This is a genomic window from Lysobacter xanthus, from assembly GCF_047159895.1.
In genome coordinates this window covers 1-14,934 of record NZ_BAAGAB020000064.1, presented here as the reverse complement: position 1 = coordinate 14,934, position 14,934 = coordinate 1, and the positions used below count along the sequence as shown (strand labels likewise).

Here is a 14,934-nt window from a genome sequence, read left to right as displayed (position 1 = left end):
AGTTCCGCGCCACCGCGGCCTTCGGGCATTCAAGGCCGATCTCGGCCATCGCGACACGGAACAGCTCGCGGTCCTCGTGTATTCGAGCATCACCGTGCGATCGCCCACGCCGATCGCCAGCGCGCCGCCGGAGCCGCCTTCGCCGATCACCGTGCAGACGACGGGAATGCGCAGCTCCGCCATCTCCATCAGGTTGCGCGCGATCGCTTCGGACTGCCCGCGTTCCTCGGCGCCCACGCCCGGATAGGCGCCCGGCGTGTCGATGAAGGTGAGCAGCGGAATGCCGAAGCGCTCGGCCATCTTCATCAGGCGCAGCGCCTTGCGGTAACCCTCGGGGCGCGGCATGCCGAAGTTGCGGCGGATCTTGCTCTTGGTGTCGCGGCCCTTCTGGTGGCCGATGATCATCACGCTGCGGCCGTCGATGCGGCCGAGGCCGCCCACGATCGCGGCGTCGTCGGAATACGCGCGGTCGCCGTGCAGCTCGTGGAACTCGTCGCACATCGCCTCGATGTAATCGAGCGTGTAGGGGCGCTGCGGATGGCGCGCCATCTGCGAGACCTGCCACGGGCTGAGGTCGCGGAAGATCTGCGCGGTGCGCTTGCGGACCTTGTCGCGCAGGGCCCGGATCTCGGGGTCCGCGCCGAGTGAACTGCCGTCGCTAGCGTGGCGCAGTTCGGCGATCTTCGCTTCAAGATCGGCGATGGGCTGCTCGAAATCGAGGTAGTTCGGGTTCATGCACGGCCGGCGGGGTGAAAGGCGGGCAGTGTAGCCGCGCGGGGTCGGCATACGCACCCGTCCGCTGGGATGGGCGGGGCGGCTCAGTGCGCCCAGGGCTTGCCGAGGGCGAGCTTTACGGTCAGGACGCCCGGCACGGCGCGAAGCTGGCCGACGAGGTCGGCGCTCACGCGGACGCCGTTCGCGCCTTCGAGGTCGACCATGCCGTGCGTGCCGTCCAGCAGCAGGTGCAGGCGGAGCGCGGTCGGACCCGGCCGGTGCGCGGCCAGGAGCGCCTCGACGCGTTGCAGCGTGCCGGGCAGGCGCAGGTCGAGCCGCACCGAGACCCGCTGCGCATGGCGGCTGCAGACCTGCGCGAACTCCCAGCAGCGCTGGGCCTTGAGCGCGAAGCCGCCGGAGAACGCGTCCTCGCGCAGGCCGCCCTGCACGACGAGAAGACGGTCGCGGCCGATCAGCGAGGCGTGCTCGGCGTAGGTCTCGGCGAAGAAGGCGCATTCGAGACGGCCGCGCCCGTCCTCGATCTGCACGAAGACCTGCGAGTCGCCCTTCTTGCGGAAGCCCACGACCAGGCCGGCGACGGTGGTTTCCATCTCCGGCCGCCAGCCGCCGCGACCGCCCGTATCGGGGCGGGACGCCCAGATGCGCTCGAGGTCGCCGAGGTGGAAGCCGACGAGGCCGTGCACGTCCTCGCGATACGGGTCGAACGGATGGCCGCTGAGGTAATGGCCGAGTGTCTCGCGCTCGTGCTCGAGCAACTTGCCGATCGGCCATTCCTCCGACTGCGGCAGGTCCAGGTGCAGCGCCGGGGCCGCGGTGTCGAAGCCACCGAACAGCGACGCCTGGCCGGCCGCGATCTCCTTCGAGCGCTGGTCCGTGGCGCGCAGCACTTCCGGGATCTGCAAAAACAAGCTTGCGCGGTTGCGCCCGAGGCGGTCGAGCGCGCCGGCCTGTGCGAGCGCTTCGAGCGCGCGGCGGTTGAGCTTGCCGTCGTCGACGCGCTGGCAGAGGTCGAGCAGGTCGGTGAACGCGCCGGCGCGCCGCGCCTCGCAGATCGATTCGCAGACGCCGCGACCCACGCCCTTCACCGCGCCCAGGCCGTAGCGGATGGTGTCCGGCGACGTGGCGCAGAACATGTAGGCCGATTCGTTGACGTCCGGCGGCAGCACGGTGAGGCCGATCGCGCGCGCCTCGTCCAGGAAGCCGGTGACCTTGTCGGTGTTGTCCATGTCCGACGACAGCACGGCCGCCATGAACTCGGCGGGGTAGTGCGCCTTCAGCCACGCGGTCTGGTACGAGACGAGCGCGTACGCCGCGGCGTGCGACTTGTTGAAGCCGTAGCCGGCGAACTTTTCGAGCAGGTCGAAGATCGGCCCGGAGACGTTCGGATCGATGCCGTGGTGCTCCTTCGCACCGGCTTCGAACTTCACCCGCTCCTTCGCCATCTCCTCGGGCTTCTTCTTGCCCATCGCGCGGCGCAGCAGGTCGGCGCCACCCAGCGAGTAGCCGCCCAGGATCTGCGCGGTCTGCATGACCTGCTCCTGGTAGACCACGATGCCGTACGTCGGCGCCAGGATCGGCCCCAGCAGCGGATGCGGGTACTGCACCTCCTGCCGGCCGTGCTTGCGCTCGATGAAGTCCGGGATCAGGTCCATCGGGCCCGGCCGGTACAGCGAGACGAGCGCGATGAGGTCGTCGAAACGGTCGGGCTGCGCGCGCTTGAGCAGCTCGCGCATGCCGCGCGATTCGAACTGGAACACCGCGACCGTGTCGCCGCGCGCGAACACCTCGTAGGCCTTCGCGTCGTCGAGCGGCAGCGTCGTGATGTCGAGCGGCTCGCCGCCCTCCCGTGCGCGCCGCACGTTGATCGCCTTCACCGCCCAGTCGATGATCGTGAGCGTGCGCAGGCCGAGGAAGTCGAACTTGACGAGGCCCACAGCCTCGACGTCGTCCTTGTCGAACTGCGTCACTGGGTTACGGCCGCGGCCCTGCTCGTCGTGTTCGGCGAACAGCGGGCAGAAATCGCTCAGCGGCGAGGGCGCGATCACCACGCCGCCCGCGTGCTTGCCGGCGTTGCGGGTCAGGTCCTCGAGCTGCAGCGCGAGGTCCATGAGGTCGCGGACGTCGTCCTCCGCGTTGTAGCGCGTGATGATCTCGCCGATCGCGCGATCCGGATCCTTCTTCGCGCGGTCGCTGCGGCCCAGCACGTCGTCGAGCGAGAGCGGATCGGCCGGGATCAGCGGGATCAGCTTGGAAATGCCGTCGACGAAGCCGTAGCCGTGGCCGAGCACGCGACCGCAGTCGCGCACCACTGCCTTCGCCGACATCGTGCCGTAGGTGATGATCTGGCTGACGCGGTCGCGGCCGTACTTGCGCGCGACGTAGTCGATGACCTCGTCGCGGCGATCCATGCAGAAGTCGATGTCGAAATCGGGCATCGACACGCGTTCGGGATTGAGGAAGCGCTCGAACAGCAGGTCGTAGGGCAGGGGATCGAGGTCCGTGATGCCCAGCGCCCACGCGACGAGCGAACCCGCGCCCGAGCCGCGACCCGGGCCGACGGGAATGCCCTGCTGCTTACCCCAGTTGATGAAGTCCGCGACGATCAGGAAGTAGCCGGGGAACCCCATCTTGATGATGACGTCGAGCTCGGTCTCCAGGCGCGAGGTGTAGTCCTCGAGCGTTCGTCCGTCCGACGGCGGCACCTTGTCCAGGCGCTTGGCGAGGCCCTCGCGCGCGGTGCCGCGGAGCCAGGATTCAATCGTGTGCTCGCTCGGCACCGGAAACGCGGGCAGCGCGTATTCGCCGAGCTTCATCTCGACGTTGCAGCGCAGCGCCAGCGCATGCGCATTGTCGATCGCGTCGGGCACGTCCGCGAACAGCGCGTCCATTTCCTCGCAGGTGCGCAAGTACTGCTCGGGGCCGTATTCGCGCGGGCGCTTCGGGTCGTCGAGCACGCGGCCCGTCGCGATGCAGACGCGCGCCTCGTGCGCCTCGTAACCGCTCTCGTCGAGGAAGCGGACGTCGTTGGTCGCGACGACCGGGATGTCGCGCAGTGACGAGGCATGGAGCGCGAACGAATTGAAGGCGTCCTCGCCCTTGCGGCCGGTGCGGGTCAACTCGAGGTGCAGGCGCTCGCCGAGCGTCTCCTTCCAGTCGACCAGCCAGGCTTCCGCGAGGTCGTGCCGCCCGCCGCCCGCGAGCTGCGCGGCGAGGCTGTCGCGGCCGGCGAGCGCGAACAGGCCGCCATTGTCGTCGCGCAGCCAGTCGGGCCGCAGGGCGACGCCGTCGTTGCGATGGCCTTCCATCCACATTCGCGTCAGCAGGCGCGACAGCGTGAGGTAGCCCTGCCGGTCGCGGCAGAGCAGCGTCATCCGCGACGGCGCCTCGTTGCCGTCGGCGAGCGCGACGTCCGCGCCGAGGATCGGCTTGATGCCCGCGCCTTCGCAGGCCTTGTAGAACTTCACCGCCGCGAACAGGTTGTTGATGTCGGTGAGCGCGACGGCTGGCTGGCCGAGCTCGACCGAGCGCTTCACCAGCTCGCCGATGCGGATCGTCGAGTCGGCGAGCGAGTACTCGCTGTGCAGGTGGAGATGGACGAAGCGGGACGTCATGCGGTCGGGTCGGGCCGGATTCGCGGCTCGGCGCGGCGGCCCTGAAGCCTATCAGCCGGCCGTCTCAAGGTCAGGACTTGACGCCACCTCGGCCAGGACCGCGTCGAGCAGGTTCAGCGCAGGTTCGCGGCGTGCCTCCCGGACCGGCGCGAAGCTGCGCCGGTGGTGCGGGCAGGGCCCATGCGCGGCCAGCGCCGCGAGGTGCTGCGGCGTCGAATAACCCTTGTGCTGGTCGAAGCCGTACTGCGGATACGCCGCGTGCAGCGCGACCATCAGTGCGTCGCGGTGCGTCTTGGCGAGGATCGAGGCGGCCATGATCGAGCGGCAGCGCGCATCGCCGCCGATCCACGCCTCGCCGGGCCGGCAGAGCCCCTTGGGAACGACGTTCCCGTCGATCCGGGCGAGGTCGCAGGCGTCGCGCACCGCTTCCACGCATTCGCGCATGCCCAGCATCGTCGCGTGGAAGATGTTGACGCGATCGATCGTCTCGACGTCGATGACCGCGATGTGCCAGGCCACCGCGCGTTCGCGGATGCGCACGGCCAGCACTTCGCGGCGCGGTGCGTCGAGCTGCTTCGAATCGTCGAGCCCGTTGATCGGGGTGCGACCAGGCGCGAACGCGACGGCGGCCACGACGACCGGCCCGGCGAGCGGCCCGCGGCCGGCCTCGTCGACGCCCGCGATGCGACGCGCGGGCGGCGGGACGGCGATGTCGAAGGCGAGCTGTGGCGCGGTGTCAGCCATGCCGCGAGGATACGACCTCGGCCACGGCCTCGGCGGCCCGCGCGGAGGCGTCGCGGCGCAGTTCGCGATGCAGGTTCATGAATCGCGGCGCGAGCGAGGCCGCGGCGCTGGGCTTGCGGAACCACTCGAGCACAGCGTCGGCGAGCTTCTGCGGCGTGCAATCGGCCTGCATCAACTCCGGCACGAGGTCGTCGCCGGCGAGGATGTTGGGCAGCGCGTAGCGGCTCACCTTCAGCATCCCCAGCCCCTTCACCAGGCGATAGGTGGTCGCGGCGACGCGGTAGGCGACCACCATCGGCCGCTTGGCGAGCATCGCCTCGAGCGTGGCGGTCCCGGAGGCGAGCAGGACGACGTCGCTGGCGACCATCACCTGCCGCGCGCGGCCGTCGACGATGGCGAGTGCGGAGGCGAGCGCGTCACGGTTCGGCGAGGCCGCCAGGACGGCTTCGAACGTGGCGCGGGCGCGGGCATCCGCCATCGGCGCCACGACGCGCATCTCGGGCATCGCATGGAGCACGCGGGCGGCGGCGTCGATGAAATCGGCGCCGAGGCGTTCGATCTCGCCCGTGCGGGAGCCGGGAAGCAGCGCGAGCACGGGTGCATCGGGCGGCAGGCCCAGCGCGCCCCGCGCGGCGGCGCGATCGGGCTCCAGCGCCATCCCGTCGGCGAGCGGGTGCCCGACGAAGCGCGCGTCGACGCCGTGCCTGGCGTAGATCGCGGGCTCCATGGGAAACAGGCACAGCACGCGGTCAGCCGAGCGCCCGATCTTGGCGGCGCGGCCCTCGCGCCACGCCCAGACCGAGGGGCTCACGTAGTGCACGGTGCCGACGCCCCGCGTCTTCAGCCAGCGCTCGACGCCGAGGTTGAAGTCGGGCGCATCGATGCCGACGTAGACGTCCGGTCGCCAGGCCAGCACGCGCTCGCGCAGCGCGCGGCGCAGGCGCAGTAGGCGAGGCAGGTGGCGCAGTACCTCGGCGAGGCCCATGACCGCGAGTTCGCCCGCGTCGTGCCAGGCCTCGAAGCCGGCCTCGCGCATGCGGTCGCCGCCGATGCCCGCGAATTCCGCACCCGGAAAACGTTTGCGCAGTGCCTCGATCAGCCCGGCGCCCAGCAGGTCGCCCGAGGCCTCGCCCGCGACGATCGCGATGCGCGGCCGGTAGGCGGCGTCGGTCGGGACGTGCGCGGTCGCCATCCCGAGGTCAGCGCAGCAACGGCCGCTCGCCGTCGTTGACGAAGTCGAGCAGCAGGCGCACGTCGTCGCTCTCGCCGGCGATCTCCGCGAGCCGCGCGCGCGCCTCGTCGAGCGAACCGCCCGCGACGTACAGCGCCCGGTAGGCGCGCTTGATCGCGCTGATCCGGGTCGCGTCGAAGCCGCGGCGCTTGAGGCCCTCGGCATTGATGCCGCGCGGTCGGCCGTAGTCCTCCTGCGCGACCATCACGAACGGCGGGACGTCGCCGTTGACGAAGGCGCCCATGCCGACGAAGGCATGCGCCCCGATGCGGCAGAACTGGTGCACGCCGACGAAGCCGCTGAGGATCACGTGGTCGCCGACGTCGACGTGGCCGGCGAGCGTGGCGTTGTTGGAGAAGATGGTGTGATCGCCGACCGTGCAGTCGTGCGCGATGTGCACGTAGGCCAGCAGCCAGTTGTGGCTGCCGATGCGCGTCGTACCGCCGCCCGTGCCGGTGCCGCGGTTGAGCGTCACGAACTCCCGGAACGTGTTGCCGTCGCCGATCACCAGCTCCGTGCGCTCGCCCGCGAACTTCTTGTCCTGCGGCTCGCCGCCAACCGCGCAGTGGCCGATGAAGCGGTTGTCGCGGCCGATGCGCGTCGGACCCACCACGCTGCAGTGCGGGCCGAACTCGGTCCCGGGGCCGACCTCGACGTCGTCGCCGATGTAGCAGAACGGGCCGACCACCACACCGTCGGCCAGACGCGCGCCGGATTCGACCACCGCGCTCGGGTGCACGCGCGCCGCCATGATCAGCCCTGCGCCTCCGCGCAGAGGATGTCGGCGCAGGCCACGACTTCGCCGTCGACGCGCGCCACGCCCGTATACATCGCCATGTTGCGGATCACGCGCTTGAGTTCGACGTCGAGGTCCAGCCGGTCGCCCGGGCCGACCATCCTCATGAACTTCGCGTTGTCGACCTTCACCAGGTAGAAGAGCTTCTCGCCCTCGTGCGCCTTGCCTTCCGACTGCGCGGTGAGCGTGGTGAGCAGGCCGCCGGCCTGCGCGAGCGCCTCGATCACCAGCACGCCGGGCATCACCGGATTGCCCGGGAAATGGCCATTGAAGAAGGGCTCGTTGCAGGTGACGTTCTTGAACGCCAGGATGCGCTTGCGCGGCTCGAGCTCGACGACGCGATCGACCAGCAGGAACGGATAGCGGTGCGGCAGCAGCTTCTGGATGCCGCGGACGTCGACGGGGAGCTGCACGGTCTGGTTCATTCGGTGCCCTGCGGAGCGGCCCGGGGGCCGATGCGGAAGCCGACCATGATACGGCGCCGGGCGCGCTCAGTCCCGGCGGCCGCGGAACAGCCGGTCGAGCTGGCGGAAGCGCGCGGCGTTGCGGCGCCACGAGCGGTTGTCCATCAGCGGCGTACCGGACGAGTACTCGCCGGGCTCGCGGATCGAGCCGGTCACAAGGCTCATGGCGGTGACGACCACGCGGTCGCAGATCTCGATGTGCCCGACGATGCCGACGCCGCCGCCGATCAGGCAATTGCGGCCGATGCGGGTGCTGCCGGCGACGGCGACGCAGCCGGCCATCGCCGTATGCGCGCCGATACGGACGTTGTGGCCGACCTGGATCTGGTTGTCGAGGCGGACGTCCTCCTCGAGCACGGTGTCGTCGATGGCGCCGCGGTCGATGGTGGTGTTCGCGCCGATCTCGCAGTCGTCACCGACGACGACACCGCCCAGCTGCGGCACCTTGAGCCAGGCGCCGCGATCCATGGCGATGCCGAAGCCATCGGCGCCGAGGACCGCGCCCGGATGCACGAGCACGCGAGCACCGAGTCGCACCCGCGTCACCAGCGTGACCCGCGCGACGAGACGGCTGCCGGTGCCCACGCTGCAGTCCGGGCCGACCACGCAGCCGGGCCCGAGGACGGCACCTGCGTCGATGCAGCTGCCGGCGGCGATGAAGCACTGCGCACCGATGCTCGCCGCCGGATCGACCATCGCCCCGGGCTCGACCACTGCCGTCGGATGCACGCCCGGCTCGACGTCCCACTCGCGTTCGAAGAGCGCGGCGATGCGCGCGTAGGCGGCGTAGGGATCGCGCGCGACGAGCGCGGTGCCCGTCGCTGTGTCGGCATCACCGGCCGCGAGCACGACGATGCCGGCGCACGTCGTCGCCAGCTGCGCGCGGTACCGGGAGTTGGAAAGAAACGTCAGCCGATCAGGCGCGGCGTCGCCGATGGTGGCGACGCCGACGACCGTGGTGGCGGCATCGCCACGCAGCTCGAGCCCGAAGCGCTCGGCCAGCTCGCCCGCGGTGAACCGCGGGCCGGGTCCGGTCAGGACCATGTTCCGATCAGAACACGCCGCCGAAGGTGAACTGCAGGCGCTCGACCTCGTCGTTGTCCTTCTTCCGCAGGGGGAACGCGTAGCTGATCGAGATGGGGCCCATCGGCGAGCGCCACAGCAGCGCCACGCCGGTGGAAGCACGCAGCTCGCCCGCGTCGAAGTCGCCCCGGCCCGCGAAGACGTTGCCGACATCCACGAACGCCGAGACGCGCGCGCCCGGGCTGTTGATCAGCGTCGGGAAGTACATCTCGACGGAGCCGGTGGTCTTGAGCGAGCCGCCGATCGACTGCTGGTACGTCGAGCCGGCCGCCGAAGCGCGCGGGCCCAGCGTGTTGTCCGAGAAGCCGCGCACGGAACGCACGCCGCCGGCGTAGAAATTCTCGAAGAACGGCAGGCCGGTGGCCGTGACGGTGTTCTGGTAGTCCGGCGACGTCGGCAGGCACGGATCGGTACCGGCCGCACCCGGGGTGTAACCCGTGATCTTGCCGTCCGCGTCCACGATCGGAATCGGCGCGTTGAAGCAGATGTTGCGCGAGAAATCCTTGCCGTAGCTGTCGCCGTAGCCGAAGTCGCCGCGCGTGTTGAGCACGAGGTGGCGCGAGAGGCGCCAGAACTTCGAGACTTCGTAGTTGAGCTTGTAGTACTCGACCGTCGAGCCCGGCAGCGCGACCTCCGCCGAGACGCGCTGCATCATGCCGGTGTTCGGCGTCAGGAAGTTGTCGAGCGTGTTGCGCGCCCAGCCGACCTGGCCACGGACCGTGTGGAAGGTGCGGTTTCCGACGGCGGTGATGTAGTCGACCAGCGGATCCGGCGTCGTGCCGCGGTAGGCGAAGACCTCGTTCGAGTCGATGCCGAGCATCGCGCTCACGGTGTCCGTCTCGGTGATCGGAATGCCCATCACCACCTGCGCGGCGCCACTCGTCGAGTTGAACTGCGCGGTGTTGAAGTTGGAGTTGTCGAACTCGCGCCACCAGAAGTTGTAGCCGAGCGAGACACCCGTGTCGGTGAAGTACGGATTGACGAACGAGAAGTCGTAGCGCTTGAGGTACGAGTTGCGGTTCGCCTGGATCGACACGCGGTTGCCGGTGCCGAGGAAGTTGTTCTGCGACAGCTGGACGTTCGTCGTCAGGCCGCTGAGCTGCGAGTAGCCGAGGCCGAAGACGAAGCTGCCCGACGTGGTCTCCTTGACGGTGACCACGACGTCGACCTGGTCCGGCGAGCCCGCGACCGGCTGCGAGTCGACGTCGACGCTCTCGAAGAAGCCGAGGCCCTGCAGGCGGATCTTGGAGCGGTCGAGCGCGGCCTGCGAGAACCAGCTGCCCTCGAACTGGCGCATCTCGCGGCGCAGCACCTCGTCGGACGTGCGCGTGTTGCCCTTGAACACGATGCGGCGGACGTTGACGCGCGGGCCCGGCACGACGCGCAGGTTGATGCCCACGGTCTTGTTGGCGCGGTCGATGTCCGGCACCGCGTTCACCTGCGCGAACGCGTAGCCGATGTTGCCGAGCGTCGCGCTGATCGAGTCCGAGGTGATCTCGAGCAGGCGGCGCGAGAAGATCTGGCCTTCCTTGAGCAGGACGCGCTTCTGGACTTCTTCCTTCGGCAGGACGGTGTCGCCGCTGACCTCGACCTTCGAGACCTTGTACTGCTCGCCCTCGGTGAGGCCCGCTGTGATGAACATGTCCTGGCGGTTCGGGCTGATCTCGACCTGCGTGCTGTCGACGTTGAAGTCGATGTAGCCGCGGTCGAGGTAGAACGAATTCAGCTTCTCGAGGTCGCCGGAGAGCTTCTCGCGCGAGTACTGGTCGTCGCGCTTGTACCAGCTCTTCCAGTTGCTCTCGCGGGATTCCCACGTGTCGCGGAGGTCCTCTTCCTCGTACTTCTCGTTGCCGACGAGGTTGATGTGGCGGATGCGCGCCGCGGCGCCTTCCTTGATCGCGATGGTGACGTCGACGCGGTTGCGATCGAGGCGCGACACGCTCGGGGTGATCTGGACGTTGTACTTGCCGCGGTTGTTGTACTGGCGCGTCAGTTCCTGCGTCACGCGATCGAGGGCGAGGCGGTCGAACGTGCCGCCTTCGGTCAGGCCGATCTCGTTGAGGCCCTTCATCAGGTCCTCAGTCTTGATGTCCTTGTTCCCGCTCAGCGTGAGCTTGTTGATCGCCGGGCGCTCGGTGACCGTGACCACGAGGATGTCGCCCTGGCGCTCGACGCGCACGTCCTCGAAGAAGCCGGTCTTGTAGAGCGCGCGGATCGACTCGGCGACCTTCGCGGGATCCACGGCGTCGCCGCGCTGGATCGGCAGGTAGGTGAAGACCGTGCCCGCCGAGATGCGCTGCAGGCCGTCGACACGGATGTCGCTGACGTTGAAGGGCGCGAACGTTTCCGCGAGGGCGGCGGTCACCGGGGCTGCGGCCAACGCGGAAGCGAGGGCGAGGGCGAGCAGGCGGCGGGGCAGGGGTCGCGTCATCATCACGTCCGGTTGAATCCAATCCGTCAAAGGGGCGCCGCGCGGCGGCGGGTGCGGAAAAGGCGGCTCGCCTTCAGTGCACCAGGTTGTTCACGATGTCGTTGTAGAACGCCAGGCCCATCAGGCCGACGATGAGCGCGAGGCCCACGAACTGGCCGGCCGCCATGGCGCGGTCGCTGAGCGGGCGGCCCTTGATCAGCTCGATAAGGTAATACAGCAGGTGACCCCCATCCAGTATCGGGATGGGGAGCAGGTTCAGGATGGCCAGGCTCAGCGAGAGCATCGCGAGCATCGAGAGGTACCAGGCCGGGCCGTGCGAGGCGTACGCGTTCGCCGCGCGCGCGATCGTGATCGGGCCCGCGACCGTGTTGCGGACGTCCACCCGGCCCGAAAACGCGCGACCCAGCATGGCGACCAGCTCGTGCGCCTGGTGCGCGGTTTCGCGCACGGCGGCCGGCACCGCCTCGAGCGGCCCGTAGCGGAGCAGGGCATCCGGCTTCGGCTCCGCGGCCGGCGCGGGGCCGGCGCCGAGCATCCAGCGCGCCTCGCCGTCGACCGCATTGCGGACGGGTTTCATCGGAAACGCGAGGCGCTCTCCGCCGCGCTCGACCTCGATCATCGCCGTGACGCCGTCGCGGCCCACCGCGTCCACCAGCGGCGGCACGTCGTCCCAGGCGGCGACAGGACGGCCGTCGACCGCGAGGACGAGGTCGCCCGGCTGCAGCACGCCGGTGGCCGGCATGTCGGGCAGCACGCGCCCGATGCGCGCGGGCACCACGAAATGCCGCGGCGCGATGCCGATGGCCTGCACGCTGCGGCGCTCGTCGATCTCGGCGGGCAGGCGCGACAGCGCGAGCCGGCGTCGCGCCTCGGTACCCGAGGCGGTGCGCACGCGGACGTCGACGTCGCGGCGGTCGAGTGCGGCAGGCACCAGGGCCAGCTCGGCCTCGCTCCAGGTCGGGGTGGCGACGTCGCCGACGGCCAGCACCGTATCGCCGGCGCGCAGCCCGGCCTCGGCGGCGAGGCCTTCGACGTGGCCGATCGCCGGCTGGAAGTCGGGGCGGCCGATCACGAACATGCCCCAGAGCAGCATCACGCAGAGCAGCAGGTTCGCGACGGGCCCGGCGATCACGATCGCCATCCGCTGCAGTACCGGCTTGCGGTTGAACGCGTACGGCAGGTCCGCGGCGGCGACTTCGGCTTCGCGCTCGTCCAGCATCTTCACGTAGCCGCCGAGCGGGATCGCCGCGAGCGCGTACTCCGTGCCGTCGCGGCCCCGGCGCGAAAACAGCGGCCGACCGAAGCCGACCGAGAAGCGCAGGACGCGCACCCCGCAGCGCCGCGCGACCCAGTAGTGCCCGAACTCGTGGAAGGTCACGAGGATGCCGAGGCTGACGGCCAGCCACCAGATCGAGCCCAGCAGTTCGCTCACCACGTCCTCCCGCGCCGCCCGGTGGCGGCCGCTGATGCTGACCCGGCGCCGCGCCGAAGGTTCAGTCCGGCGCGCATGGTCGCCGATCGCGACACCCCGACGGTGAACGGAAGCGGGCTCATGCCGCGCGACCGAGCCGGCGGCCGGCCTCGGCGCGCGCCCAGGCGTCCACGCCGCGCAGAGCGTCCAGATCCGGCGCGCTCGACGCCGGCAGCGCGGCCATCGTCGATTCGACGACACCGGCGATGTCGAGGAAACCGATGCGTCCGGACAGGAAGGCGTCGACCGCGACCTCGTTGGCGGCATTGAGCGCGGCGGGTGCGGCGCCCCCTGCGCGCAGTGCGGCATAGGCGATCCGCAGGCACGGGAAGGCCTCGAGGTCCGGTGCCTCGAAGTCGAGCCGCCCCCCTTGGGCGACGAGGTCGAGCCCGGCCACGCCCGAGGCGAGTCGATCCGGCCAGCCGAGCCCGACGGCGAGCGCGGTGCGCATGTCGGGCAGGCCGAGCTGGGCGAGGCTCGAACCGTCGACGAACTCGACGATCGAATGCACGAGGCTCTGCGGATGCACGAGCACGTCGATCGCATCGGCCGGCACGTCGAACAGGTGGTGCGCCTCGATCACCTCGAGGCCCTTGTTCATCAGCGTGGCGGAGTCGACCGAAATCTTCGGCCCCATCGACCACCGCGGATGCGCCACCGCCTGCGCCGGCGTCACGGACGCCAGCTCGGCGCGCGCGCGGCCGCGGAACGGGCCGCCCGAGGCGGTAAGCACGAGGCGTCGAAGGCCCCGCGTGTCGCGCTCGGCCTGCCCGTCGCGGGCAGGCAGGCACTGGAAGATCGCATTGTGTTCGCTGTCGATCGGCACGATCGACGCACCGGACTCGCGCGCGGTACGCATCACCAGCGCGCCGGCCATGACCAGCGATTCCTTGTTCGCGAGCGCGATGCGCTTGCCGGCGCGCGCGGCGGCCAACGTGGAGTCGAGGCCTGCGGCGCCCACGATCGCGGCGACCACGGTGTCGCAGGCATCGCCGGCGGCGAGCGCATCGATCGCGGCCATGCCGGCATGCGCCTGCGTCGCGAGACCCGCGTCCGCGAGCGCGGTACGCAGTTCGACGTACTTCGATGCGTCGGCGATCACCGCATGCTCCGGCGCATGTCGTCGGCAAAGCTCGACGAGCGCGTCGACGTTGCGACCGGCGGCGAGGACGGTCGCCGAAAGGCGATCGGGATGGCGACCGATGACGTCGAGCGCGGACGCGCCGATGGAGCCCGTCGCGCCGAGGACCGCGACGCGACGCATCACAGGCCCAGCAGGGCCTTGCCCAGCGCGAAGACCGGCAGCGCGGCGAGCACGGCGTCGATGCGGTCGAGCACGCCGCCGTGGCCCGGGATGAGCGTTCCCGAGTCCTTCTTGCCGGCATGGCGCTTGATCAGGCTCTCGAACAGGTCGCCGATGACCGACACGAGGATCGATGCCGCGGCGACGATCGCGACCTTCCACAACTCGGCGCGTTCGGCACCGGCGTAGAGCGCGAAGCCGAGCGCCACCAGCGTGCCGACCACGACGCCGCCGAGCAGGCCTTCGACCGTCTTGTTCGGGCTGATGCGCGGGGCCAGCTTGTGGCGTCCGAACGTGCGCCCGGCGAAGTAGGCGCCGGTGTCCGCGGCCCAGATCGCCGCGAGCGAGGTCAGCAGCCAGCGATGCCCGTTCTCGTCGCCGGCATGCAGCCAGGTCAGCGCGCACCAGGCGGGCACGACCGCGAGCGTCGCCGCCGCGAGCTTGAGCACCCGCGCCCAGGACTGGTGGTTGCTGCCGAACTCGTAGCGACCGAGCCAGAGCAGCGCGAGCGCCCACCAGACGATGCCGACGATCGTGCCGACCTGGTACAGCACCAGGGTGCCGCCTTCGCGCGAGCGCGAGGCCCAGACGATGGCGACCATCAGGCCGAGGTTCGCGATGAGCAGCACCCACTTGGCGAGGGAGTCGTCGACCTCCGCCATGTCCAGCCATTCCCACAGGCCGGCGAGGAACACCGCAGCGGCCGCGATCATCATCCAGGGCGTGGGCAGCAGCAGGATCGCGGCGATCGCGACGGGAGCCATCACCAGGGCGGCGGCAACGCGGGTACGGGTCATTCGGACGTCGTCTCGTGGGTCGTCGCGACCTGGGCGCCCGTCAGGCCGAAGCGGCGTTCACGGCGCGCGAAGTCGTCGAGCGCGGCCTGCAGTGTCGCCGCATCCACGTCCGGCCACAACAAATCGGTGAACCACAGTTCTGTGTAGGCCAGCTGCCAGAGCAGGAAGTTGCTGATGCGCAGTTCGCCGCCGGTGCGGATGAAGAGGTCCGGCTCGGGCAGGTCGGCGATCGACAGCCGCGCGGCGATCGCGGCCTCGTCGATGGCCT

The 14,934-nt window shown here is 70.2% G+C and carries 12 protein-coding genes; all 12 read right to left on the bottom strand.

Translation table 11 applies throughout. The features are described 5' to 3' along the window. Positions 1–735 (bottom strand): acetyl-CoA carboxylase carboxyltransferase subunit alpha (locus tag ACY35P_RS12800; RefSeq protein WP_462116223.1); only part of this gene is annotated, 735 nt, incomplete at its 3' end. 83 nt (positions 736–818) lie between these two features. Next, the gene (gene dnaE, locus ACY35P_RS12795) at positions 819–4,346 is read right to left on the bottom strand and encodes a DNA polymerase III subunit alpha (protein WP_462116222.1); all 3,528 of its coding nucleotides are present in this window, start codon (positions 4,344–4,346) and stop codon (positions 819–821) included. A gap of 51 nt (positions 4,347–4,397) precedes the next feature. Continuing rightward, on the bottom strand, positions 4,398–5,090 hold the full coding sequence (locus tag ACY35P_RS12790) for a ribonuclease HII (RefSeq protein ID WP_462116221.1): 693 nt from the start codon (positions 5,088–5,090) through the stop codon (positions 4,398–4,400). Then, the gene (lpxB, locus tag ACY35P_RS12785; RefSeq protein WP_462116220.1) at positions 5,083–6,282 is read right to left on the bottom strand and encodes a lipid-A-disaccharide synthase; all 1,200 of its coding nucleotides are present in this window, start codon (positions 6,280–6,282) and stop codon (positions 5,083–5,085) included. Before lpxB ends, ACY35P_RS12790 begins: the two co-directional genes overlap by 8 nt. A 7-nt stretch (positions 6,283–6,289) precedes the next feature. Next, positions 6,290–7,072: an acyl-ACP--UDP-N-acetylglucosamine O-acyltransferase gene (gene lpxA / locus ACY35P_RS12780; RefSeq protein WP_462116219.1), complete on the bottom strand. Its 783-nt coding sequence runs from the start codon at positions 7,070–7,072 to the stop codon at positions 6,290–6,292. 2 nt (positions 7,073–7,074) lie between these two features. Further along, a complete protein-coding gene (gene fabZ, locus ACY35P_RS12775; protein WP_462116218.1) occupies positions 7,075–7,542 on the bottom strand; it encodes a 3-hydroxyacyl-ACP dehydratase FabZ in 468 nt (155 codons plus the stop codon). Between the two features lie 66 nt (positions 7,543–7,608). After that, entirely contained in the window at positions 7,609–8,625 is a 1,017-nt protein-coding gene (gene lpxD / locus ACY35P_RS12770) for a UDP-3-O-(3-hydroxymyristoyl)glucosamine N-acyltransferase (protein ID WP_462116217.1), read from the bottom strand. Between the two features lie 7 nt (positions 8,626–8,632). Continuing rightward, a complete protein-coding gene (gene bamA / locus ACY35P_RS12765; RefSeq protein ID WP_462116216.1) occupies positions 8,633–11,095 on the bottom strand; it encodes an outer membrane protein assembly factor BamA in 2,463 nt (820 codons plus the stop codon). 73 nt (positions 11,096–11,168) lie between these two features. After that, a complete protein-coding gene (rseP, locus tag ACY35P_RS12760) occupies positions 11,169–12,527 on the bottom strand; it encodes an RIP metalloprotease RseP (protein WP_462116215.1) in 1,359 nt (452 codons plus the stop codon). Between the two features lie 118 nt (positions 12,528–12,645). After that, a complete protein-coding gene (locus ACY35P_RS12755) occupies positions 12,646–13,830 on the bottom strand; it encodes a 1-deoxy-D-xylulose-5-phosphate reductoisomerase (protein WP_462116214.1) in 1,185 nt (394 codons plus the stop codon). Next, the gene (locus ACY35P_RS12750) at positions 13,830–14,666 is read right to left on the bottom strand and encodes a phosphatidate cytidylyltransferase (protein WP_462116213.1); all 837 of its coding nucleotides are present in this window, start codon (positions 14,664–14,666) and stop codon (positions 13,830–13,832) included. The genes ACY35P_RS12755 and ACY35P_RS12750 overlap by 1 nt, the downstream gene beginning before the upstream one ends. Continuing rightward, positions 14,663–14,934, bottom strand: a 272-nt coding sequence (locus ACY35P_RS12745) for an undecaprenyl diphosphate synthase family protein (protein WP_462116212.1), incomplete at its 5' end; no start/stop codon positions are given. The genes ACY35P_RS12750 and ACY35P_RS12745, both read right to left, overlap by 4 nt.

Bases quoted from the DNA above. Each gene is read 5' to 3' on its own strand.
- dnaE (WP_462116222.1), bottom strand. From the start codon at position 4,346: ATGACGTCCCGCTTCGTCCATCTCCACCTGCACAGCGAGTACTCGCTC.
- ACY35P_RS12790 (WP_462116221.1), bottom strand. From the start codon at position 5,090: ATGGCTGACACCGCGCCACAGCTCGCCTTCGACATCGCCGTCCCGCCG.
- lpxB (WP_462116220.1), bottom strand. From the start codon at position 6,282: ATGGCGACCGCGCACGTCCCGACCGACGCCGCCTACCGGCCGCGCATC.
- lpxA (WP_462116219.1), bottom strand. From the start codon at position 7,072: ATGGCGGCGCGCGTGCACCCGAGCGCGGTGGTCGAATCCGGCGCGCGT.
- fabZ (WP_462116218.1), bottom strand. From the start codon at position 7,542: ATGAACCAGACCGTGCAGCTCCCCGTCGACGTCCGCGGCATCCAGAAG.
- lpxD (WP_462116217.1), bottom strand. From the start codon at position 8,625: ATGGTCCTGACCGGACCCGGCCCGCGGTTCACCGCGGGCGAGCTGGCC.
- bamA (WP_462116216.1), bottom strand. From the start codon at position 11,095: ATGACGCGACCCCTGCCCCGCCGCCTGCTCGCCCTCGCCCTCGCTTCC.
- ACY35P_RS12755 (WP_462116214.1), bottom strand. From the start codon at position 13,830: ATGCGTCGCGTCGCGGTCCTCGGCGCGACGGGCTCCATCGGCGCGTCC.
- ACY35P_RS12750 (WP_462116213.1), bottom strand. From the start codon at position 14,666: ATGACCCGTACCCGCGTTGCCGCCGCCCTGGTGATGGCTCCCGTCGCG.